At 70.3% G+C, this 24626-nt stretch carries 8 protein-coding genes; 2 read left to right on the top strand and 6 right to left on the bottom strand.

Annotated features, from left to right (window positions below; genetic code table 11):
- Positions 1–111: 111 nt before the first annotated feature.
- Positions 112–645: a QsdR family transcriptional regulator gene (locus NVU01S_RS03900; protein WP_043664946.1), complete on the top strand. Its 534-nt coding sequence runs from the start codon at positions 112–114 to the stop codon at positions 643–645.
- A gap of 35 nt (positions 646–680) precedes the next feature.
- On the opposite strand, the gene NVU01S_RS03905 is transcribed toward NVU01S_RS03900, so the two are convergent.
- Genes NVU01S_RS03905 through NVU01S_RS03915 form a run of 3 tightly spaced genes read right to left on the bottom strand, consistent with a single transcriptional unit; the run spans position 681 to position 5199 of the window.
- The gene (locus tag NVU01S_RS03905) at positions 681–1673 is read right to left on the bottom strand and encodes an ABC transporter substrate-binding protein (protein ID WP_082031838.1); all 993 of its coding nucleotides are present in this window, start codon (positions 1671–1673) and stop codon (positions 681–683) included.
- A complete protein-coding gene (locus tag NVU01S_RS03910; RefSeq protein ID WP_043664949.1) occupies positions 1670–3412 on the bottom strand; it encodes an ABC transporter ATP-binding protein in 1743 nt (580 codons plus the stop codon). Before NVU01S_RS03910 ends, NVU01S_RS03905 begins: the two co-directional genes overlap by 4 nt.
- The gene (locus NVU01S_RS03915) at positions 3409–5199 is read right to left on the bottom strand and encodes an ABC transporter ATP-binding protein (protein WP_052280205.1); all 1791 of its coding nucleotides are present in this window, start codon (positions 5197–5199) and stop codon (positions 3409–3411) included. Before NVU01S_RS03915 ends, NVU01S_RS03910 begins: the two co-directional genes overlap by 4 nt.
- A gap of 123 nt (positions 5200–5322) precedes the next feature.
- On the opposite strand from NVU01S_RS03915, the gene NVU01S_RS03920 reads away from it, so the two are divergent.
- Complete coding sequence (locus NVU01S_RS03920; RefSeq protein WP_052280227.1) at positions 5323–5952, top strand: helix-turn-helix domain-containing protein; 630 nt, start codon at positions 5323–5325, stop codon at positions 5950–5952.
- Here the strand turns inward: NVU01S_RS03920 and NVU01S_RS03925 are convergent.
- Genes NVU01S_RS03925 through NVU01S_RS03935 form a run of 3 tightly spaced genes read right to left on the bottom strand, consistent with a single transcriptional unit; the run spans position 5949 to position 24608 of the window.
- Positions 5949–13370, bottom strand: coding sequence for a non-ribosomal peptide synthetase (locus NVU01S_RS03925; protein ID WP_043664951.1), 7422 nt, complete (start codon positions 13368–13370; stop codon positions 5949–5951). The two genes, NVU01S_RS03920 and NVU01S_RS03925, sit on opposite strands and share 4 nt — an antisense overlap.
- A complete protein-coding gene (locus tag NVU01S_RS03930) occupies positions 13367–23776 on the bottom strand; it encodes a non-ribosomal peptide synthetase (RefSeq protein WP_082859539.1) in 10410 nt (3469 codons plus the stop codon). The genes NVU01S_RS03925 and NVU01S_RS03930 overlap by 4 nt, the downstream gene beginning before the upstream one ends.
- Positions 23763–24608, bottom strand: coding sequence for a 3-hydroxyacyl-CoA dehydrogenase family protein (locus NVU01S_RS03935; RefSeq protein WP_043664953.1), 846 nt, complete (start codon positions 24606–24608; stop codon positions 23763–23765). The genes NVU01S_RS03930 and NVU01S_RS03935 overlap by 14 nt, the downstream gene beginning before the upstream one ends.
- Positions 24609–24626: the final 18 nt, after the last annotated feature.

The following is a 24626-nucleotide window of genomic DNA, read 5'->3' on the forward strand; positions in this document are numbered from 1 at the left end:
AGTGAATTGGCCATGGCGTGCCATCCGCCAGACTGGGACACTTGATCAATGGTGTCCCATGCCACACTAGAATTGATGATGCCGACACCGCTAGATTCCCCAGATCCCCAGTTGACCGCGTCGGATGCCGTGCTTCGCGTCGCGGTCGAAATGTTCCGGCGCGACGGCTGGATCGACGCCAGAGCACTGGCCGCCGCGGCCGGTATCGGCCGCTCGACGCTGTATCGGCGCTACGGTGATCGCAACCGGATCATCGGCGAGGCCATCTGGGCGATCGCCACCGCCGGGTTCGAGGACATCCGCCGCGAATGCAGCGGCCAGGGCGCGGACGGTATCGCCGAAATGATCCGGCGCAGCCTGCATTTCGCGGCGGGACACCCCGCCATGCGCACGTTCGTCGCGCAGCACACCGACACCGCGCTGCGGGTGCTCACCTCGCGTGATGGCGTCATCCAGCGCCGCTTCGTCGCCACCTTCGCCCAACTCATCCGCGACGACGTCGGCGAATTCGACGATATCGACACGCACTCCCTCGCCTACGCCGTCATCCGGATCGGCGAATCCTTCTACTTCCGTGAGCTGATCACCGGCGAGCCCGACGATATCGACGCCGCCGCCGCGGTAATCCGCCGCATGCTGAAATAGGTGCTCGGCGAGGAGGTTTGGTGGGGGGGCGCGGTTCATGGTCCGTCGCGCGTCAGACGGGCCCATAGCGCGGGGCCGTCGGATTCGGTCGCGATGTGGCCGGTGCCGAACAGGATCGCTGCGAGGTCGTTGAGCACCCACAGGTGGTTCAGCGGGCCGACGCCGAACCAGGCGGAGAAGTCCACCTCGCCGGTCACCGCGGCCGAGGTGTCCAGCAGCGGGTTCCGCAGTGGCGAGATCGCCCCGGCGGAGATCGAGCCGACGAACGCGATGATGATCTGCGCGGCCTGCTCGTCGAGTTTCTCCGGCGAAACCCGTTCGTATCCCCACTGGTTGCCCTTCGACGCTTGCGACGGCGGGCGCGTCAAACCGAGGGCGGTGAGGATCGGGCCGAAGCCGCGCGCGTTGCCGTAGCGGCAGTAGGAGTCCGCGCCGCAGGCCGACAAGGCCGAGACGGACGCGCCCGCGAACTCCGAGTCCCGGATGCGCTGCGCCAGCTCCCGTTCCGCCGCGTCGAGGCGGCGCGTCACCGCCCGCGCGTGTTCCCGCCGGCCGGTCACCGCGCCCAGCGTGTCGAGTTCGTCTGCCAGCGAAGGTAATTCGGGTAGCAACACGACAGGTGCGATGGCGCCGAGTTTCGGCACGATCTCATCGCTGCCGGTGCGCGGCAGGCCGACGATGAGATCCGGGGCGGCCGCGGCGATCAGCTCCACATTGCCGGGCTCGATCAGTTGGACCCCGGCTTGTTCCAGGATCGCATAGGCGGCAGCGACGAAAGGATCGGTGGCGTACGAGTATTTTCCCGCGTGGACCGGAACCACGCCCAGCACCAGGAGATTGAGCGCGGTCTGATAGTCCAACGCCAAGATTCCGGTGTCGGTGACGGGCACGGTGGTTGCGCCGTTCGCCGTTGCCACCGTGACCGTTTCGGCCGCCGGGCCGGGCCCGGGCGGCACCGCGGTGGCGCAGGCGGCGAACGGCACGATCGCTGCGAGCAGCAGCACGACGCAGAGGCGACGCCGCATCATCGGTGGCTCGCTATGCGCCAGTGCCGGGCTCGCTCGTACTGGTCACTGAGCCGCGCGAAGGCGCCGCCCGTGCGCAAAAGTTCTGCGGGCGTGCCGCTTTCGACCACGCGGCCGTCGTCGAGCGCCACCACGCAATCGGCGGCGGCCAGGGTGGCGGGCCGGTGTGCGATCACGATCACGGTACGGTCGGGATCCGCGCCCAGGTTGGCGATCGCCTGCGTGATCGCGGCCTCGTTCTCCGGATCGAGCGCGGAACCGGCCTCGTCGACGAGCACGATGCGCGCCCGCTTCAGGATCGCCCTGGCGATCGCGACGCGCTGGCGCTCACCGCCGGACAGCTGCGCACCCGCTTCCCCCACGCGCGTCTGCCAGCCGTCGGGCAGGCGCTCGATCACCTCGTCCAGGCGCGCGGCGGCGGCCGCGGCGGCGAGTTCGTCCCAGGTCGCCGCCGGATGCGCCAAACGCAGGTTGTGCTCGATGGTGTCGTCGAACAGATAGACGTCCTGGAAGACGATGGCGATCTCGTCGAGCAGGGCGGCCGGGTCCAGTTCGCGGACATCGACTCCGCCCACCAGTACCTGCCCCGCGTCGACGTCGAAGAACCGGGCGATGAGCCGGGTCACCGTCGTCTTGCCCGAGCCGGAGGGACCGACCAGCGCGGTGATGGTGCCGGGCGCGAACCGCATCGACGCCGTACGCAGTGCCGGGGCCGCGCCGCCGGGATAGGTGAAACCGACTCGGACGAACTCGATTTCGGCCGATTCGAGAGTCGTCTTCGGGGCGTCGGGCACCGGCAGCGTAGGCGTGGCCAGCAATCCTTCCAGCCGGGTGATCTTGTTGGTGAGCGCGCGCAGCGCACCGATGAGGTCGATCAGATTGCCGAGCGGTTGTAAGAACCGGGCGGCCAGCACCAGCAGCGCGATCGTCTCGGCGACCGTGTTGTGCCCGCTGAGCATCAGTTCGGCCGCGAGCGTCAGCACCGCGACGAATCCGGCCGCGACCACCGCCGTGTAGCCGAAGAACGGCCGGCGGGCACGTCGCATGCCGTCGCGATAGGTCTCCCGATGATCCTCGAGCGCGGCCCGCATCCGTGGCGTGCCGTCGGCCTGGCCCGCGGCGCGCAGGACCGGTTGGGCCTGACCGAGTTCGATCGCCCGGCCGGCCACCGCGGTCGAGGCCCGTTCCAGCTCTGTCTCGGCGTCGGCGGCGACCCGCGCCGCATGCTGCAACGCCCATCCGGCGGCCAGCGCGATCGCGCACAGCAGCAGCGCCATTCGCCAGTCCACCAGGAAGGTCACCGCCACGATCGTCGCGGGCAGCAGGGTGGATGTGATGGCAGGCCCGCCGATCGTGACGGCCAGATGTGCGGCATCGCCCACGTCCGCGGTGACCCCGCGCGCGAGCCGCGCCTTGTGCTCGGCGGTGAACCAGCCCAGCGGCAGGGTACTCACGTGACGCATCAAACGCTTTCGGAGCTGCACGCCGAGCACGCCGCCCGCCGCGAAACCCACCGGCGTAGCCACGATGCTCAACACGGCGTAGGCAACGATGCCGAGCGCGCCGGCCACCAACCACGGTGTGGCCCCGGCGATATCGGGCTCGGGACGCACCACGGCGGCCAGGATCGGCACGAGCAGGCCGAGCAGCAGTCCTTGGAGCACCGCCTGCGCCGCCGTGAGCAACCACAGCCGAGCCAGCAGCCGCGGATCCGGCCACAACCGGTACAACCGGCGAATCATGCGAGTACCCCTTCCTGCGCGGCCCACATCCGCGCGTAAAGTCCACCGTGCCTGAGCAATTCGTCATGGCTGCCCTGCTCGACCAGCCGTCCGTGGTCGAGTACGAGGATCTGGTCCGCGCCGGCGATGGTGTGCAGCCGGTGCGCGATCACGATCACGGTCTTGCCGATCGCCAAGGCGGCCAGCGCATCCTGGACAGCGGCCTCGCTGTCGGGGTCGAGCGCGGCCGTCGCCTCGTCCAAGACGACGATGGGAGCCTCGGACAGGATGGCGCGCGCGATCGTCAGGCGCTGGCGCTCACCGCCGGACAGTCCGCCGCCGCCCGCGTCGAGCAGCGTGTCGTAGCCCTGCGGCAGGCGTTCGATCACCTCGTGCACATGGGCGGCGGCCGCCGCGCGGCGCACCTGTGCGTCGTCGGCGTCGGGTCTGCCGATCCGGATGTTCTCCAGCACGCTGTCGCGCAACAGCGTTACGTCCTGGAACACCAACGACATCGAGGCGAGCAGCTCGGCCGACCGGATCGAACGCACATCGACCCCACCGATGCGGACCAGCCCCGCCGAGACGTCGTAGAACCGCGGCAGCAGGCTCGCCAGCGTCGTCTTGCCCGCACCCGACGGTCCCACGATCGCGGTCACCCGTCCGGGCGCGCAGACGGCGCTCACGTCTTCCACCGCGTTGGTCACGCCGTCGTAAGAGAAGGTGACGCCGTCGAATCCGACGCTGTACCCGCCCGGCGAGCGCGGCTCGGCCGGCTCGGGCAGGGGCGAACGAGCAAGCAGCCGTTCGATATTCGCCGCTCCCATCCGGCCCTTGCGGACCCCCTGGGTAGCCGACACCGCGGGCAGGATCGAGGCGGGCAGGCCGACCGCGACGACCAGGAACGCCACCAGATCCGCGACCGGGAGCGTGCCGCGGGCGACGAAGATCAGCCCGGCGGTGGCCACCGCCGCGAGAACCGCCATCTCCGAACCGAGCAAGCGCGACGCCGCCGAGCTGTAGCGCACCTCGTCGACCCAGTCCGCGAAGGCCTGCGCGTACTCCTCGACGGCGGCGTCGAAGCGGCGCAGCACCTGTCCCCCGGTGCCGAACGCCTTGACCACTTGAATCCCGTCGGCGTATTCCACGCCGGCGGCGCTGATGCGTCCCTCGGCGGCGATCAGCCGGTTCACATGGGTCGTCATCGACCGCATCGACACGCGGTAGCAGATCCCCATCACGGCGAGCACGCCCAGCGCGATCAGCGCCAGGACCGGATCGACGAAGAACAGGTAGCCGGCCGCCACCACGGTCACCGTGGCCGCGGCGGTCAACTGCCCGAGCGCGTGCGCGATGACCTCGTGCATCTCTTCCAGATCACCGGTCATCGCGCGCTTGACCCGGCCCGAGCCCACGGCGCGAAACCAGCCCAGCGGCAGGGCACCCAGATGCCGCACGATCCGCACGCGCAGCTCGTGCAGAATGGCCGCGTCCGCGTAGTGGCCGAGCCGGGAGGACTGCACGAACATCAGCAGCCACACCGCCGCGCCCGCGGCGCCGACACCGATCCAGGTCCGGACGGCCGCGTGCGGGTCGGCCGGGTCGTCGAGCATGACGCGGGCGATCTCGGCGACGGCGAGATAGGGCACCAGACCCGCCGCCGCGCCGAGCGCCGACATGAGTCCGCAGCCGATGAGATGCGGGCGCACCGGTGCCAGCAGCCGGGCCAGCGCACCGGGTTTCGCGAGTCCGGGTGGTCGGTCACCGTCAGCGGCGGGCGCCGCGCCGATGTTGGTTGCCGTGTCCATAGGTCTGTGTTCCTCCCAGGGTCGTCAGTGGTCGGCCGACCGGCGCAGATCCGCGTGCCAAGGTTTGCCTAACCTGTTCGCCACATGGTGGAACTTGAAGCCGACTTCATGTCAAATGAACAGATGCACGGTGCACACGGCGTCTCGATCGGCCAGGCGGCCGCCCTCTACGGCCTCGCGCCTTCGACGCTGCGCTGGTGGGAGACCCAGCAGGTGCTGCCCGCGCCGCCCCGGGTCAACGGCCACCGGGTCTACACCGAGACCGAACTCCGGCGTATCGGCTTGGCGTACCTGTGCTGCGTGGTCGGCGCGATGCCGCTCGACCAGGCCGCCGTCGTCACCGGGGGCAGCCGGGATCGGCGCTGGCAACGCACGGTGCGGCAGCACGCCGGGGTCATCGCGCAGAAGATCGAGCAGTTGCGGAGCACGCACGAGTACCTGCTGCATCTGGTCCAATGCCCGGACGACGACATCGTCGGCCAGTGCCCGGACCTCGACGACGAATTGATGCGCCACACCCCGCGCGGACGTCTCGCCACACCGGATTTCGTCGCGGCCGCCCAGTCGATCCCCGCGTCCACGCCACCCGCGGACCGTGACGAAAGCGGTTCACCGCGTGACGAAAATATCGAGCGGCCGCACCTGTGCGTCGTCTGCGCGGCCCCGGTCGCGCAAGCCGACCGGGGCCGCCGCCGCAAGTATTGCTCGCGTGCCTGTAGACAGCGGCAGTACCGGCGCAACGCGGAACGCTAGGACGCCGGCTCTGCAGCCGCGCACAGCTCCGTCAGCACGGTGGTCATTGTCGCGGCCAGCGACTCGATCGTCGCATGGTCGAACAGCTCTGCGGCGTAGATCATCTCGCCTCGGATGCCGGCGCACGCCCGGTCCGCGCCGTACTCCTCCCGGAGGTTCAGCAGGAGGTCGAAGACCGTGTGCCGCGGCGCGACCGGACGGTGCCGGACGCGCAAACCGTCCTGCTCGCCCACGGCGTCGACGCCACGCAGATAGGTCACCATCACCTGGAACAGCGGATGGTGGGTGCGCGAACGCGGCGGATTGAGCAGTTCCACCAGGCGGTCGAAGGGAAACTCTTTGTGCTCGTAGGCGCCGAGCACACGCTCCCGGACCTGCGCTATGAGATCCCGGTGGCCTGGCTCGTCCGAGAGGTCGACCCGGACCACGGCCGTGTCGATCACGCACCCGACCACGTCCCGCAGTTCCTGAGCATCCCTGCCGCTCAACGCGACTCCGATCGGCAGATCGACGCCGGCGCCGTGCCGGTGCAACGCGAGAGCCAGTGCGGTGTGCACCAGCATGTAGCTGCTGGCCCCGTGATCCCGGGCGGTGCGGGCCAGCGCACGGTGGGTGTCCGCGTCGAGGACGACCGGTACCGCGCCCGCGGTGTTCTCCCGTCGCGCGGCACGCGGGCGGTCGGCGGGCAGCACCGGCTGCTCGGGTAGTCCGTCGAGCGCGGCGCGCCAATACCGGGCCTGCCGCTCGAGTACGCTGGCGGGCAGCAGCCGCCGCCATACCGCATAGTCGGCGAACTGTGTTGCCGCACTGGGCCATCGAGGCTCCAGACCGGCGGTGCGCGCACGGTAGGCCAGCAGCAGATCGTGCTGGAGGATGCCCAGCGATTCACCGTCTCCGGCGATGTGGTGCAGTACGCCGAGCAGCAGGTGATGTCTCGGGTTCAGCCGATACAACCGGATCCGCAGCGGTGACCGCGCGGTCGGATCGAAACCCTGCGACAGCTCGGAATCCATTGCCTGTTCCGGGCTTTCGCCGTCACCGAGCACGACGAGCCGGAAGTCCGGTGGCATCGATTCGATCGGCAGGATTCGCTGCACCGGGCCGTCCGCCGTGTACGGCAGGACGGTGCGCAGGATTTCGTGCCGCACGACGACATCGGTGACCGCTGCCTCGAGCGCCGTCGCGTCCACCGGCCCGAGCAGTTCGAGGCCGGTGGCGATCAAGTAGTCGGGCCGGTGGCCCGAAAGGTAGTCCACGGTCCACAGGCGTTGCTGCGCGGGTGAGAGCGGGATCGGTTCCGGGCGCGGCACACTCGCGATGGCCGGACCGAGCTCCCCGGGCCCGCGGCTCGCCAGCACCCGCTCCAGGGTGGCCACCGTGGGGGCCTCGAACAGATCGCGCAGCGACACCGCGACACCCAGCGCGGACCGCAGGACCGCGACCACCCGCAGCGCGGACAGCGAATTCCCGCCGAGCGTGAAGAAGTCGTCGGCGATGCCGACCTCGGCCACGCCCAGCGCCTCCGCGAACGACGCCGCGATGACCTGCTGCCGAGGCGTGGTCGCGGGCAGCGGGTCCGCCGCGCGCGGCAGCGGCAGCGCGCCGACATCGATTTTGCCGGTGGGGGTCAGCGGTAGGGCACGCATCGGCACGATCGCCGAAGGCACCAGGTAGGACGGCAGTGTCGCGCCCAATCGGGTGCGCAGAGCGGCGACGTCGACCGCGCCCGGGCCGACGACGTGCGCGATCAGCGACTGGCCGAGTCCGGTCCGCCGCATCGTGACCACCGCCGCCGTCACGCCGGGTTCGCGCCGGAGCACCGCCTCCACCTCCCCCGGCTCGACGCGAAAACCGTTGACCTTCACCTGCCGGTCGGCCCGGCCGAGGAAGTGCAGCAGGCCGTCCGCGTCCCAGCGGCCGAGATCGCCGGTGCGGTACATGCGCTCACCCCGGCCGTAGGGATCGGCGACGAACCGTGCCGCGGTCTGGGCAGGCGCCCGGTGGTAGCCGTTGGCCACGGCCGTGCCGGACAGGTAGATCTCGCCGGTCACACCGGTCGGCACCGGCCGCAGAGCCGAATCGAGCAGCGCCACTCGCGTATTGTCGGCCGGACGACCGATCGGGACCGGCCGATCCGGCGACGCGGCCGCCGCGATCGGGTAGCTCAGCGCGAAACAGGTCGCCTCGACCGGCCCGTACAGGTTCGTCACTACCGGGGGGTGCACGTCGCGCCGAACCGCCGCGACGGCCTGCGGTGACAGCACGTCACCGGCGACCGCGAGCTGCGGCAGCCGGGCGAGTTCCGCCGGAATCCGTTCGGCCAGGAGATGAAACAGCCCGGTGGACAACAGCATCGAGGTGACCCGGCCAACACGGAGCACCTCCACGTAATCGTGCACATCGAGCACGCCGGGTTGCGCGATCACCACGGTACGACCGGTCAGCAGCGGCAGCCACAGCTCGTACACCACCATGTCCCAGGTGTAGGGCAGGTGCAGCAGCACACGCGCATGCCCCGCGTCGTCCCCGACTCGATCCCGCGCCCGCGTCACGATATTCCGGTGCGTCACCTCCACGCCTTTGGACGCCCCGGTCGAACCGGACGTGAACATGAGCGAAGCGATCGCGTCCGGAGCGACGGCGATATCGAGGTCGCTGTCGTCGCCGCGATACTCGTCCGCGAGTTCGCGCAGCACCAATTCGGTTCCGGTGAAACGCAACAGCCGCGCCACATGACCGGGTGGATAGCGCTCGCTGAGCGGCACGCAGACCGCGCCCAGCTTGGCGAGCGCGAGAAAGGCCACCACCAGATCGATCGAGCGCGGCAGGGCGATGCCGACCGGAACGCCGGGTCCTACGCCCCGCTCGCGCAGCGATCGCGCGAACTGATTGGCACGGGCGTTCAACTGGGTGTAGCTGAACTCTTTTCCGTCCCACCAGACCGCGACGGCATCCGGCGCTGCCCGCACGTGGGACTCGAAACACGCTGCGATACCCGCATCGTCGAGCGCGGTCGCACGGCCCTGCCCGGCGGCAAGCAGCTCGGCCTGCCGGGCGGACGCAAGCAAACCGACCCGCCCCCACAGTGGTTGCGGCACCGCGGTCAACGCACGCGCGGCGGCGAGAATCCACGACCACAGCTCGTCGAGATCGGTGAGACCGTCGATCCGCTCGAGCTGCGCGGCGATCCGAAAGGTCAGCTGCTCGGCACCGGGGACGACGACCACGGTGAGCGGAAAGTGCGTGCCGCCACGGACTTCGACGGCATCGACCGCGAAATCGGCATCCGGCTGGTCGAACAGGGCGGTGTCGAGGGGGAAGTTCTCGAAAACCAGTGAGGTGTCGAACAGGTCGGTGGCACCGGCCGCCGCGAGCACCTCGGGCAGGCCGAGATGATCGTGAGCCAGCAGCGCCACCCGCGCACGGTGCATCCGCACGGCCAGGTCCAGTGGCGTCTCACCGGGTTTCACGCGCGCTCGCAGCGGCACGGTGTTCATCAGGAGGCCGATGGCCTCGCCCAGGTCACCGCCGTCGCGGCCGGACACTGTGATGCCGAAGACGATATCGTCGCTGCCGGTGAGGGTGGCCAGCGTCAGTGCCCACAGGGTCTGTGTCAGCGAGTTGAGCGTGAGGCCGTGCTCGGCAGCCCGTTCGCGCAGCGCGGTGACGAGGGCGGCAGGCATTTCGAAGCTACGCTCGACCGGCCGGCGCCACCGCCCCCGGTCGGGCCGCGCCACCTTGCTCGGTTCCACGCCGTCCAGCGCGACCGCCCAGGCCCGCCGGGCACTGTCCTGATCCTGCGCCGCCGACCAGTCCAGGAAGCGGCGAAAGCTCACTGCGGGCGGCAATTCCACGCCCGCGTAGCCGAACAACAACTCGCGCAGCAGAATTCCCAGCGACCAACCGTCGAGCAGCGCGTGGTGGTGGGTCACCAGCAAGGTCGAGCGGCTCGCCGCGGTGCGCACCAGGGTCACCGCGAACAACGGCGCGGCGAGCGGATCGATCCGGGCATCCGCGGCGCGGACCACCGCGATGTCCTGCTCGCCGTGCTCCGCGTCGAGGAGATCGACCACCCGCCAGCGTGGTTCGAGATCGCCGCGGATCTCGTATCGCGGTCGCGTGCTCTCGTCGAGCACGAAATGCCCCAGCAGATGCGGATGCCGCCCGCACAGTTGGCGCACGGCGGCGTGCAGCCGCTCCGCGTCGAGGGTGCCGCGCAGGCTCAGCTCCACCTGGACCAGATAGGGATCGTCGCCGTCACCTCCTTCGTACAGGGAGTGGAACAGCATGCCGGATTGCAAGGGCGTCACCGGAAGCCGTCCGCCGACCGCGGGGCTTGTCGCGGCCGGGACGACAGGTCCGTTCTCCTCGGCCACCTCCGCTAGGGCACGGATTGTCTGATACTCGAACACATCTCGTGACGAGACGGACAGGCCCGCGGCCCGCGCCCGGTCCGCCAGGCGAATGGCGAGGATGCTGTCACCGCCGGACGCGAAGAAGCCCTCGTCGACGCCGACACCCTCGTGCCCGAGTACCGCGACGAACAGTGCCTGCAGCCGGGCCTCGACAGCGGTGCGCGGCGGCGTACCCGCGCCGCGGCCGCGCGCGGCCAATGCACGCAGTCTCGACTCGTCGACCTTGCCGTTCACGGTGGTCGGTATCGCGTCCACGACGACAATCGACGAAGGAATCGCATGTGCGGGTAGTTGTTTCGCGATCTGAGCCCGCAGAGCCGCCGCATCGAGATCCGTGCCCGCCACAAAGGCGACGAGCCGCCGGTCCGGCATGGCGGGCACCACCGCGGCACGCACGCCCGGTCGAGCGCACAGGGCCGCCTCGATCTCTCCTGGCTCGAGCCGGAACCCACGGATCTTCAGCTGCCGATCCGCCCGTCCGAGGTGATCCAGCGTCCCCGTGGCATTCCAGCGAACGACGTCGCCGCTGCGATACATCAGCGCGCCGGAATCCCCGAACGGGTCGGCGACGTATCGCGTGGCGGTGCGCCCCGGACTACGCAGGTAGCCCGCCGCGACGCCCGCACCGGCCACATACAGCTCCCCCGGCACGCCCGGCGCACAGGGCCGCAAGGCCGCATCTAGGACGTAAGCCGCGGTACCCGGCAGCGCAGTGCCGATGTCGCGGGCGGAGACCGGATCGGTCAGCGGGATGCCGGTACTGAAGACCGTCGTCTCGGTGATGCCGTACATGTTGACCAGGCGGGGCTGCCGCCGGTCCGACCGCGACCACCAGTCCGTCACCCGCCACGGCTCCACCGGTTCACCACCGAAGATGACGTAGCGCAGCGCGAGCCGCTCGCCGAATGTCGGACGGGCGGCGGTAGCGTCGACCAGCGTGCCGAACGCGGTCGGCGTCTGGTTCAGCACCGTAACGCGCTGTGCCACCAGCAGATCGAGGAACGCATCCGGATCGCGCGCCACGTCGGCGTCGACGACCACGAGGGTGCCGCCATGGCACAGCGCTCCCCACAGCTCCCATACCGAGAAGTCGAACACGGTGGCGTGGAACAGGGTCCAGACGTCGTTCGGGGTGAACTCGAACCAGGACTCGGTCGCCGCGAGCAGCGCGACGACATTCTCGTGCGTCACGACCACGCCCTTCGGCGGGCCCGTGGTACCGGAGGTGTAGATGACATAGGCGGGCTGCCGCGCGCAGGGCCGGGTCGCGGTCGCGACGGGCGCCTCGGCCACATCGGCCAGTCGCAGCACGGGCACGGTGGCGAGGCATTCCGGCAGCGCGACACCGTCGCCGGTGACGACCACCACGGGAGCCACATCGTCGACGATTTCCCGCAAACGCCGCTCCGGGTAGCCGGGGTCCAGCGGAACGTAGGCCGCGCCCGAATACAGCACCGCGACTACCGCGACGACCGAATCCACCGAGCGCGGCAGCGCGAGACCAACGAACTCCCCTGGGCTCGAACCATATCCGGCCAAGACGCGGGCCAGCCGCCGGGCCCGCGCGTCGAGTTCGGCATAGCTGAGCGACTCGTCGCCGTGCACGACAGCCGTCGCGCCGGGATGGGCGGCCACGGTTGCTTCGAACCGGTCGAGAAGCGTCTCGGGCGCAGCGGTGGCGACCACCGCGCCCACGGGGTCCGCCGCGAACCGCAGTCGCCCCAGCGGGAGTTCGTCCGGTGCCGTCGCCAACGCCGCGATCGCCCCGACGAGCCGGTGATGGTGGGCCGCGAGATCGGTCTCCGTGTAGCGCGACGTAGTCGATTCCAACGCCAGACCTGGCTCTGGCCCGCCGTCGTCGTGGATCCCGATGACCAGCTCGTCCGAGCTGCCGCCCGAAATATGGTGCAGCGTGGCGGTTTCGAGGCCGAACCGGATGTCTTTCTGGAACGGCAGCACGTTGACGGTGGGACCGAGGACACCGGGATCCGCACCGGCCGCGCCGAGATCGGCACGCATGTCCCCGTATTGGAAATGCTGATGGCGCAGCACGATGAGCATTTCGGCACGCAGTGCACCGATCAGCTCGCCGACCGTCGCCGACGGGTCCACCGGGATACGCAACGGCAGGAGATTCGAGGTCACGCCGAGCGCGGTTCGGGAGCGCTTCGCGGGCACGGCGAGGCGCAGGGTGACCGTGCGCGCGCCGGAATCGGCATGCAGCAGGATCGCGATCGCCGCGAGCACCCAGGCGGGCCACGCGGTTCCCGACGCGTCGGCGCGCGCCCGCAGCGCCTGCCAAACCGCAGCGCCCAGGACGCCGGATTGCCTGAGGTACCGGGCGGGCGCGGCGATCGACGGTGCCCCGGCGAACAGTGGGGCGTCGTCCGGCCCGGCCCCCGCCAGTCGCCGCGCCCAGAACTGCCGGTCCGCGGCGAACCTCGGCGATGCGCGGTATCGTTCGTCCGCTTCGACCAGGTCCGCCACTCGGTCGAAGACCGTTTCCGCGACGGGCTTCCGCTCGATCAGCGCGGTATAGACGTCGGCCACCCGCCGGATCATGGCGACCGACGCGGCACCGTCGAGCACCAGGTGATGGCCGCGGAGGAACCAGACGGTGCCTTCGTCGCCGAGATCGATCAGGTGGTGCTCGAACAGCGGTGCGCGGAACAGATCGAATGGCCGTTCCAGTGCGGCCTCCATGTATTCGCGCGCTTCGGCGAACGGATCGGAGACGTCACGAAAACTGCTGCGGCGCAGAGGCCAATCGCCGAGCTCCGCGAGCACCTGGGTGACCTCGCCGTCGGCCTGCTCATCGAAGTACACCCGCGTCGACTCCGCCCCGGCGACCACGATGCGCAGCGCTCGCTCGAACACCGTCTCATCGAGCCTGCCGCGGATGTGCACATAGCCGCCGACGACAAAACGGAGTCCGGATTCATCGAGTCGCTGTGCGGCCCAGACGTACTGCTGCGCCCGGGTGAGCGGCAGCCGGGCGGTCACCGTAGTTCCTCGGCGAGCACGTGTGGATCCCTGGCGATGGCGGCGAGCAGCCGACGCGTCTGCGCGGCGATCTCGACCACCTGTGCTGTCTCGAATACCGCCTGCTGATAACCGAACACGATCGTCAGCTCCACTTTCGGATCGACCGTGAGCGTCAGGGGGTAGTGCGCGGCATCGCGGAGTTCGATGTCCGCCCCGAACAGACCCGCACTTGCCGCCGCGAGCTGATCGGTGTCGACCGGATAGGACTCGTAGGCGAGCACGGTGTCGAACAAGGTATCCCGCGCGCCTGCCGCGGCGTGGATTTCGGCCAGGCCCAGGTGATGGTGTTCGATCAGCGCGGCCTGCGCGGCCTGTACCGCGCGCAAAAGCTCCGCGACCGACTGTCCGGCGGTGAGTCGGACCCGCACCGGCACGGTGTTGATGCACAGTCCGACAACAGATTCGACGCCGGGCAACGCGGCAGGACGGCCCGAGACGGTCGCGCCGAACACCACGTCGGCACGATCGAGCCGGTGGCCCAACTGGATTGCCCAGGCCACCTGCAGGACGGTGTTGAGGGTCGTGCCGACGCTCGCCGCGACAGCGCCGAGTGCCGCCGTCGTGTCGGGATCGATCGTCAACCGGTACGTGCCCGGCAGCACCGCGGTCTCGTGGGTGCGCGCGCCGGCGGCGATCAGGGTCGGCGTGCTCATCCCGTCGAGTTCCCGCCGCCATGCTCGGGCGGACGCGGCCGTGTCGCGACCGTGGTGCCAGGCGAGGTAGTCGCGGAAGGAACCGCCGGGGGCGGGCAGCGGTTCGCCGGTGGCGTACGTCGCCAACAGGTCACGCAGCACCAGCGGCAATGACCAGCCGTCGAGCAGGATGTGGTGATAGGTCGCGAGCAACGCGTACTCGGATTGCGCGACCCGCGCCAGGGTGAATCGCAGCAACGGCGGGCGGGCCGGGTCGAAACGTGTCGCGCGGTCCAGATCGGCCAGCTCGGTCAGCTCGGCTTCGGACGCGAGATCGACTTCGCGCCAGGGCACTTCGACCGCCGCCGGGATCACCTGACGTGCCGCGGCGGTGCTGTCGGTGACGAACGCGGCACGCAGGTTCGGATAGCGCCGCACTAGCTGACCGACGGCGTCGCGTAGCCGCGCGCGATCGACCGGCCCGCGCAGCCGCAGCACCGTCTGCACGTTGTAGACGTCGACGGCCGCATCGGCACGTCCGGCGAGCAACGCGTGGAAATACAGGCCCGGCTGTAGCGGTGCGAGCGGCCAGACATCGGTGAGTTGCCCATAATCGCGCTCCCACCGTGCGATGTCCGCACCGCTCACCCGGACGAGCGGGAAGTCCGAGGGGGTGTGCCCACCCGCGGGGCCGGTCCGCGCGTAGGCGGCGATCGCGCCGAGCGCCGCCACCCACAGCTCGGCCAGCTCCGTCACCGCACCCGCATCGAGAAGGGTACTGGGATAAGCGAATCCGGCGTGCAGTCGAGCACCGACGACGATCGCGTTCACATCGATCGCGGCCGCCGCGGCCAGGTCGGGATCGGGGTCGGCGCCCGATGCCGCGAACAGGCCCGCGTTCCGGTCGTCGACCCGACCCAAATAGTTGAACGCGATCTGCCCCGGCATCGATTCCGGCAACAGCTGTGCGGTATCGGGATTCAGGTAGCGCAGCAGTCCGTAGCCGATGCCGTGGTCGGGCACGGCGCGCAGTTGCTCCTTGACCGACTTGATCATTGCGCCGGTCTCGTCCGTCCCCGCCAGCGCCGCTTCGACATCGATGTCCCCGAGGTCGAGACGTACCGGGTAGAGGGAGGTGAACCAGCCGACCGTGCGAGACAGATCCGCACCCGCGGCAAGCTGCTCTTCACGGCCGTGGCCCTCCAGACGCAGCAACGACACCGGTGCGTCCTGGCCGCGACGCAGCCGCCACCGCGCGAGTGCCGCGGCGAACGCGGCGAGCAAGATCTCGTCCACGCCTGCGTGAAACAGGCCGGGAACAGTTCGCACCAGGGCCTCGGTGACTGTTTCGTCCACCGTGACCTCCACCGTTTCGACCTGGCCGGCCAGATCAACGGCGGGATCGAGCGAACGGGTACCGAGCAACGGATCCGGAGTGGCGCAGATGCGCTGCCACAGGCCGACTTCGGCGATCCGGTCGGGTGCGTAGGCGGCGTCGACCAGCGCGTGCGACCACCGGCGCATCGAGGTGCCCGGCGGATCCACTTGCGGCGCTCGGCCGTTCGACACCGCGGCGAGGGCGGTGAGCAGATCCGGAAGCAGGATGCGCCAGGACACCCCGTCGACGACCAAGTGGTGGGCGCAGATCAGCAACCGGCCGGGCAGGCCCGGATCGGTGCGGTCCAGCCAGACGAACTGGATCATGACCCCGGCGGCCGGATCGAGACGGTCGAGGGCGGCATCGAGCTGATCCGACACCGCGGCGTCGTCGGGTTCTCTGTCGAAGTGACTGCGGCGCAGGACTTTCGCGGCCTCGACCGTACCCGGTTCCGTCGTCTCGAACTGCCACTCTCCTGTGTCGTCGCGGAACAAGCGGCTGCGCAGCATGTCGTGCCGGTCGAGCACTGCCGCGACCGCGCCGATCAGCGCGTCGAAAGTGGTGTGCGCGGGCAGGTCGACCACGAGGGCCTGATGCACTCGACGGAAACCGCCGCGTTCGGTCAGCCAGCGCGCAACCGGCGGAAGCGGCAATGCGCCGATGCCGCCGCCGGGCAGTTCGGACAGTTGCGGCACGACGGTGGCAGAGCCGATCGGCGTTGCCGCCGCGGCGATTCCCGCCACCGTGCGCTGGTCGAAGACGTCGCGCGGCGTGAAATGCCAGCCCTTGGCCCTGGCTCGCGACGCGAGTTGGATCGAGATGATGCTGTCCCCGCCGAGCGCGAAGAAGGAGTCGTCGACGCCGGGGCCGTCGACGCCGAGCACCTCGGTGAAGATCTCGGCCACGACTTGTTCGGCCTCGGTGCGTGGCGCCTGCGCAGTTCGGGCCACGACGACCGGGTCCGGCAGCGCGGCGCGGTCCAGCTTGCCGTGTGCAGTCAGCGGAAGCGTCACCATCCGCACGATTGCCGCCGGTCGCATATAGAACGGAACACGCTCGGCGACATGCTGTTCGAGCGATTCGATATCCGGCTCCGCGCCGGGTACGGGCACGACGTAGGCGACCAGCCGCGGCGCGCCGGCGGCGCCGGTCCGGACCACGGCGGCCGCTCGCGCCACCGCCTCGTGTTCGAGCAGTGCGGCCTCGAGCTCGCCGGGCTCGATGCGGTAGCCGCGAATTTTGACTTGATCGTCCGCACGACCCAGGTATTCGAGTTGGCCGTCGGAGTTCCAGCGGGCGCGGTCACCGGTGCGATACACGCGCGTGCCCGGCGCGCCGAACGGGTCCGCCACATAGCGGGCCGCGGTCGCCGCGGGACGCGCCCGGTAACCGCGAGCGACCTGAGGTCCGGCGAGATAGATCTCCCCCGCCGCACCGACCGGCGCGGGACGCAGGCGCGAATCCAGCACGCGCACCGCCATTCCCGCCAGACCCCGGCCGATGCCGCTGGTCCCGCTCGCACCGGCGTGAGTCAGCGTCAGCTGGGTGGCGTGCACCGTCGCCTCGGTGATGCCGTACAGATTCGAGACACGGGTCCGGCCCGCCGGATCGGCATCGAACCACGGATGCAGCCGGCGCGGGTCCAGCGCCTCGCCGCCGAGCACGAGGTGCCGCACGGCGGGCAGCGCGATCTCGCCGGAGTCGAGCAGCGAATACAACGCCGACGGCGTCTGGCTCAGCACCGTAATACGTTCCCGCGCCAGCAGTTCGGCGAAATCGCGCGGCGATCGCGTCACCTCGTCGGCCACGACGACCACTGTGCCGCCGCTCGCCAGCGCGCCCCACATCTCCCATACCGAGAAGTCGAAGGCGGGCGAGTGGAACATGGTCCACACATCGGTGTGGCCGGTATCGATCTCCGCCGCGGCGGCGCGCAGCATCGCGACGACATTGCGATGCGTCACACAGACGCCCTTCGGCTGCCCGGTGGAACCGGAGGTGTACAGCACGTAGGCGAGATCGTCCGGACGCGGAGGCCGGTGCCCCGCGCCCGCCTCGGCCGTATCCGTCTCACCGAGCAGGAGATACGGGACGTCGGTCGCGGGCAGGTCGGCTCGGTCCGCATCCGTGGTGACCACGCAGGCCGGATTCGTCTCGGCGAGCACGAAAGCGAGCCGGCGTGCCGGGTTGCCGAGATCCAGCGGGACATAGCCCGCTCCCGACTTCAGCACGCCGAGCAGGGCGACGATCAGCTCGACCGAACGCGAAACACCCACGGCGACCAGGGATTCGGTACCGATGCCGCGGGCGGACAACGCCCGCGCGAGGGCAGCGGCAGCGTGGTCCAGTTCGCGATAGGTCAGCGCCCGGGAGCGATCGCGGACGGCGACCGCATCCGGCCGCGCGGCCACCTGTGCTCGGAAGAGATCCATCAAGGTGGCGTCGGGTACCGGCACGGCCGGCCGCTGCCATCGCGCGAGCACCTGCGCGCGTTCCGCGGCACCGACCGGATCGATATCCGCCACGGCGGCAGCGGGATTCGCCGTGAGCGCACTCAGCACCCGCACCAAGCGATCGCCCAACCGTGCGACGCTCGCCTGGTCGAGCAGATCGGGTCGCCATCCGGCGGTCAGATGCAGCCGGTCGGTCTGCCGGACCGTCAGGGTCAAGGGGTAGTGCGTCGCCTCCCTCGAGCGCAGGCCGGTGATCGTGAGTCCCGCGTGGGTGGCGGTCTGCGCGCGCAGTGCCGCTTCGTCGACGGGATAGGTTTCGACAACCAGGAGGGTGTCGAACAAGCCACGCTCGCCGACCTCGGCTCGGGCGGCGATATCCGGCAGGCCGAGGTGATGGTGGGCGCTCAGCGCGAACTGCTCGCGCTGCACGCGGCGCAGCAACTCCGCCGCGGACTCCTGCGGCAGCAACTGGATCCGGACCGGAACGGTATTGATGAACAGGCCGACCATCGATTCCACGCCCACCAGATCGGCGGGCCGGCCCGATACCGTGGTACCGAAGACGATATCGGCGCGGTCGGTCATCCGCGCCAGCAGTATCGCCCACGCGGCTTGCAGCACAGTATTGACCGTCACCTCCAGCTCGGTCGCCAACCCGACGAGTGCTCGGGACTGCGGTTCGTCCACGGTGAACTCGTGCTCGAGCGGCAGCACCGAAGGCGCGGACAGGTCGGTGGCACCGGCCAGCAGCGTCGGCTCGGTCACCCCCGCGAGTGCTTGCGCCCAGGCTTGTTTCGAGGCCGAACTATCCTGCTCGGCAAGCCATTCCACGTAGTTGCGGTAGGCCCGCGGCGGTTCGGGGGCGAATCCGGCGTACTCGGCGACGATCTCGCGGACCAGCAGCGGTATGGACCAGCCGTCGAGCAGCAGATGATGATAGGTGACGACCCACTGCGCTCGGTCGGTGCCGCGACGCAGGAGCAGCGAACGCAACAGCGGCGGTCGCGCCGGATCGAACGGTGTCGCGCGTTCGACGTCCAGCACCTGCTCGGCCTCGTCGTCCGACGCGTCGGCCAGCTGCACCTCCCGCCACGGCAACGCCACCTCCTCGACGACCAATTGCACCGGCGAACCCGCCGCGTCGAATCCGAACGCGGTGCGCAGGTTCGCATGTCGCGCGAGTACAGCCGCCGCGGCCGCGCGCAGCCGCGGCCCGTCGACCGCGCCGCGCACGCTGAGCACCAACTGCACCGTGTACACGTCGACCGCGCCGGGATCGAACACGGCGTGGAAGAGCATTCCGGCCTGGAGCGGCGAGACCGGCCACACGTCGGTCAGCGCGGGATACCGGCGCTCCCATCCTTCGATATCGCCTTGCGCGGGCCGCACCAGCGGGAAATCGGACGGCGTGTGCCCGCCGTGCGTACGCAAGTCACGCGCGTGCCGGGCGAGGGCGGCGAGCGCCGCGCGCCACAGCGCGACCAGTTCTTCGCCCGCGTCCTCGGCGAACAACGTGCGGGCGTAACCGAAGCTGGTCACCAGCCGCTCGCCGAAGACAATGGAATCCACTTCGACAGCGCCCAGCGCGCCCCGGCGGGCATCGGGCCGGATCACCAACCGGCCGTATTCGGGCGCGGGCAACCAGCCGATGCCGGCCAGCTCCGCCGGCACGTCCACGCCGGTGATGTGCCCGAAGTAGTTGAACGAGATCTCACCCGGTTCCCGGTGCGGCAGTCGGGCGGCGGTGTCCGCGTTGAGGAAACGGAGCAGGCCGTAGCCGAAGCCGTTGTGCGGGGTCGCCCGCAGCTGTTCTTTCACGGCTTTCAACGCGACGCCGAGGGCCGGACCGCCCGCGAACGCGTCATCGAGGTCTACGCCGGACAGGTCGAGCCGGGCGGGGACGATCGAGGTGAACCAGCCTACGGTGCGGGACAATTCGGCACCGGGCACCGCATCCTGCTCGCGGCCGTGACCTTCCAGCCGCAGCAGCACCGACCGTTCCGGTTCCCCGCGCCGGGATCGCCAGCGAGTCACCGCGAGCGCGAGCGCGGTCAGCAGCGCGTCCGCCACCCGGGCGCGGTACCGGCCGGGAATGGCGGTGACGAGCGCCGCGGTGTCCCGCTCGTCGAGTTCGACGGTGGTGTGCGCCACCTGATTCGCGAAATCACGGTGTGGGTCGAACGGACGGTCGCCGAACGCGGGATCGGGGCCCTCGACGATCTCGCGCCAGATCGGCAGCTCGTCGACCGTAGCCGCCGTCTGCGCGGTCTCGACGAGTGCGTGCGACCAGGCCCGCATCGACGTGCCGACATCGGGCAGTCGCGGTGTGCCGCCCGCCGCGACGGCGGCCCACGCGGCGACGAAATCAGGCAACAGCACGCGCCAGGACACGCCATCGACGGCGATGTGGTGTGCGGCCACGACGAGCAGGCCCGGCGCGGCCGGAGACCGCGGGCTGAGCCAGACGAACCGCACCACGTCGCCGGTGGCCGGGTCGATCCGATCGACGGCGGCGTTCAACTCGGCGGTCGCCAGCGCGAGCAGGTCCGCGTGCGCGAGATCCTCGTGCACGACCTGGCGCACCAGCGACTCGACGTCGACGCTGCCGGGCGGTGCGACCGTCAGCCGCCATTCGCCCGCATCGTCCCGGAACAGCCGCGAGCGCAGCATGTCGTGGTGGTCGATCACCGCCGTCACCGTGGAAACCAGTGCGGCCCGGTCGATTCCGACCGGCAGCTCCAGCGTCATCGCCTGGCAGAAGCGGTCGAAGTTGCCGCCGCGTTCGATCAGGAACCGGATCACCGGCGTGAGCGGCAACGTGCCGACACCGCCGCCGGGCAGCTCCGGCAGCGGGCGCAGGTCCGCACCGGCCGCGGTCGCGGCGACGGCGGCCAGGCCCGCCACCGTGCGATGTTCGTACACCTGCTGCGCGGTCACCGCGATGCCCCGCGCCCGCGCCCTGGAGACGAGCAGGATCGACATGATGCTGTCGCCGCCGAGCGCGAAGAAGGATTCGTCGACGCCGATCCCGTCGCGGCCGAGCACCTCGGCGAACACTGCCGCCAGCGCATGTTCGGTATCGGTGCCCGGAGCACGGAAGGCCACCGGCTCGAAGGCCGGAGCGGGCAGGGCATTTCGGTCCAGCTTGCCGGATCGGTTCCGCGGCAGCTCGGCGAGCGCGACGATGGCGGCGGGCACCAGGTATTGCGGCAAGGTCTCGCGCAGCCGCCGGTCCAATGCGTCGCGATCGATCCGATGTCCGGTGGCCGGAGTCACGTAGGCGACCAATCGGCCACTGCCCGAGGCTGTCTCGTCGTGGACCACGGCCACGGCCTGCGCCACCGAATCCTGCGTGGCGAGCGCCGCCTCCACTTCGCCGAGCTCGATCCGGATCCCGCGCACCTTCACCTGGAAGTCGCTGCGGCCGAGAAACTCCAGCTCGCCGTCATCGGTCGAGCGCACGATATCGCCGGTGCGATAGAGCCGCAGTCCCGCGCCCCCGAACGGGTCCGCGACGAAACGCGCCGCCGTCTGGCCTGGCCGTCGGATATAGCCGCGGGCCAGCGCCGCGCCGCCGAGATACAGCTCGCCGGGCACGCCGGGCGGCACCGGCTGCAAACAGGTGTCCAGCACGTAGGCAAGGGAATCCCACGAGGGTGTGCCGATCGGGACCGGGCCGCCGGGGCTGGCACCGATGGCGTGGCGGGTGACCGCGATGGTCGCCTCGGTCGGACCGTAGAGGTTGTCGTAACGCGCGCCCGGCGCGACAGCGGGCAGCTGGGCCGCCAGCGTGGGCGTCAGCGCCTCACCGGCGAGCAGGACCCGACGCACGCTCGAGCTCAACGGCACACCCACCGCGATTCGATGAGCAGCGAGGGTGGCGGGGGTGAATTGCACGGTGGTGACGGCGTTCTCGCTGATCGCATGCGCCAGCGCGCTCGGCTCGCCCTGTATCGCCGCCGCATCGAGTACCAGCCGAGCGCCGGTAGTGAAGGGCCACAGCACCTCCCACGCCGAGACATCGAACGACAGCGCGGTCTTGCGCAGCACGGCGTCGGTGCTGTCCAGCTCGTGCAGGTGCTGCATCCAGGCCAGGTGCGTGCACACGGCGGCGTTGGTGACGCCGACGCCTTTCGGCTGTCCGGTGGAGCCCGAGGTGAACAGCACATACGCCAGATTCTCCGGACGCAGCGGTGCGATGCGGTCGGCGTCGGTCATCGGGGCGGGCGATTCGCCCGCGAGGTCGATCTCATCGAGATGGAGCACCGGAATACTCGGCGGTGCAACGAATCCGGCGCCTCGGGTGGTGAGCACGCAGACCGGCTGGGCGAGATCGAGCAGGTGGGCGAGCCGCTCCCGTGGCTGGCCGGGGTCCAGCGGCAGATAGGCCGCGCCCGTCGCGACCACGGCGTGCAGCGCGACGATCTGTTCCACCGCGGGCTCGAGCGCGATCGCCACCAGTCGCTCCGGGCCGACACCCGAGCGAACCAGCTTGCGGGCCAATCGGTTCGATGCGCCGTGCAGATCGGCGTAGGACAGGGTGCGCTCCGGGCCGGTGAGCGCGATCGCCTCCGGTGCGCGGGCGGCTTGCGCGGCGAACAACGCGGCCAGCGTGGTGGGCGGCGCCGCGGCGGTATTTGGACGCTGCCCCACGAGCGGACCGGCCTCGTTCGGAGCGGCCAGACCGACGAGGCCCACCGGTGTCTTCGGCGTGCGGGCCAGTACTTCGAGCAGTCGGATGATCCGATCCCGGTGCGTACGGTGCGTTCCGGGCAGTGCGAGCCGCCACCCACGGGCGGCTTGGTCATCGAGGCACAGGCCGAGCACCGCCCCCTCGCCTTCGACGGCGGTGACGGTCGCCGCGCCGAGACGATCCATGGCCGCGCCCGGCAGCATCCGCACTGCGAGTGGCCACTGTCCGAACAGTGGGGCCTCGGCCCACGGATCATCGATATCCGGGATGTAGCGGTGGCGGCGCGCTTTACGCAGTTCGCGTCCGACCTGTTTGGCGAGCGCACCGAAACTCTCCTGCGGGTCCACCGTGATCCGCAGTGGCACAGTGGTTTCCCCGGCCGTGAGGGCGATCACGAACTCGCGCGTCATGGCCAGCCGGGTGCCGTAGACGGCCAGCGCGGCCAGCAGCACGGCCGGAGCGCCGCCACCACACATTCGGGCGATCCTGGTCAACTCCGCCGACGCCGCCACCTCGGCCCACAACGCGTCAGGAGTCGCCGGGTCGCGCCGATCTACGGGCACCGGAAGGGGTTCCGGCCGGAGCGCGACGGCGAGGCTGTCGGTCCAGTACTCACGGTCGGCGGCCCACGCACCCGCCTCACGGTAGCGACGTTCGTGCTCCACACGTGCTTCGACCGACCCGAACGGTGCGCCGGAATCGTCGACCGAGCCGGCGCCGTCGAGCAGATCGCGCACCCTGGCCGCCACCGCGAGCAAGCCCGGCTCGTCGACGACCAGCCGATGACCACGCTGATACCAACCGATTCGGCCCGCACCGAGCGGGAAGATCACCTGGCGGTACCACCGCGCGCCGATCATATCCATTGCGCGCGAGCGCTCTTCGCTGATCCAGTCGGCGACGAACTGCGCGGCGTCCGCTCCGTCGCAGGGCTGCACGAGGGCCGGGACGGGCGCTGCCTCGAACACCTGGACCATCCCCGTGTCATCCCGGAATACGCTGTGCAGCACCGGACATGCCGCCGCGGCGGTGTCGACGGCCCAGCACAGGGCTGCCGCGGTCACAGACCCGCTCAGTTCGAGATACAGGTCTACGCAGTTCGTTTCGGGACTGTTCCGGTGGGCTCGCGCCGCGAAGGCGGCACGCTGCGCGTCACTCGGCGCCCGCGGTCCGGTCGTCTCGGCGCGGGGCTGCTCAGCGATAGTCATGGAATCCCTGCCCGGTCTTGCGACCGAAGTGTCCGGCGGCGACCAGCGCCGCGAGGGCGGGCGGCACCCGATAGTGTTGCGCGCCGGTCTCTTGCCGCAGTACGGCGATGGTGTCGGCCACGTTGTCGAGCCCGATCAGGTCGGCGGTGCGCAGCGGGCCCATCCGGTGCCCGAGGCACTGCTCGAAGAGCGCGTCCACGGTCGCGGCGTCGGTACCGGTGCCGAGTGTGTCGGCGGCCTCGGCGATGCTCAGCATGAGCAGACGGTTCAGCACGAAGCCGGGCCGGTCGCCGACCACGATGGCGGTTTTGCCGAGTTCGGCGAGCAGACTTCGCGCCCGGTCCAGCGTCGAGGCCGACGTCTGCGCGCCGCGTACGACTTCCACCGCCTCGGTCAGCGGCGCGGGGTTCATGAAGTGCAATCCGAGCACCCGGTCCGGGCGGCCGGTGGCGGCGGCCAGCCGCGCGATCGGGATCGCGGAGGTGCAGGAGGCGAGGACGGCGTCCGCGGGGCACTGGCGATCGAGTTCACCGAACAGCCGCTCCTTGAGTTCGATGCGCTCGGTGACGCATTCGATGACGAACTCGACCTCGCCCAGCTCCTCGATGCGCGCGGCCCACCGGACCCGGCGGGCGGCTTCGCGCGCGATCCCGGGGTCGCCGTGCCCGAGCAGCAGCGCCAATCGCACCGATTCGCCGAGGCCGCGCCGCGCGCGCTCGACGGCGGCCGGATCGGGCTCGACCACCACGACGTCCCGGCCCGCCTGGGCCAGACACTGCGCGATACCGGCCCCCATGGTTCCCGCGCCGATCACCGCGACCACTGCGCTCATGACTGCATCTCGCCGGCG

The sequence above is a fragment of the Nocardia vulneris genome (genome assembly GCF_001613425.1).
Lineage (GTDB): Bacteria > Actinomycetota > Actinomycetes > Mycobacteriales > Mycobacteriaceae > Nocardia > Nocardia vulneris.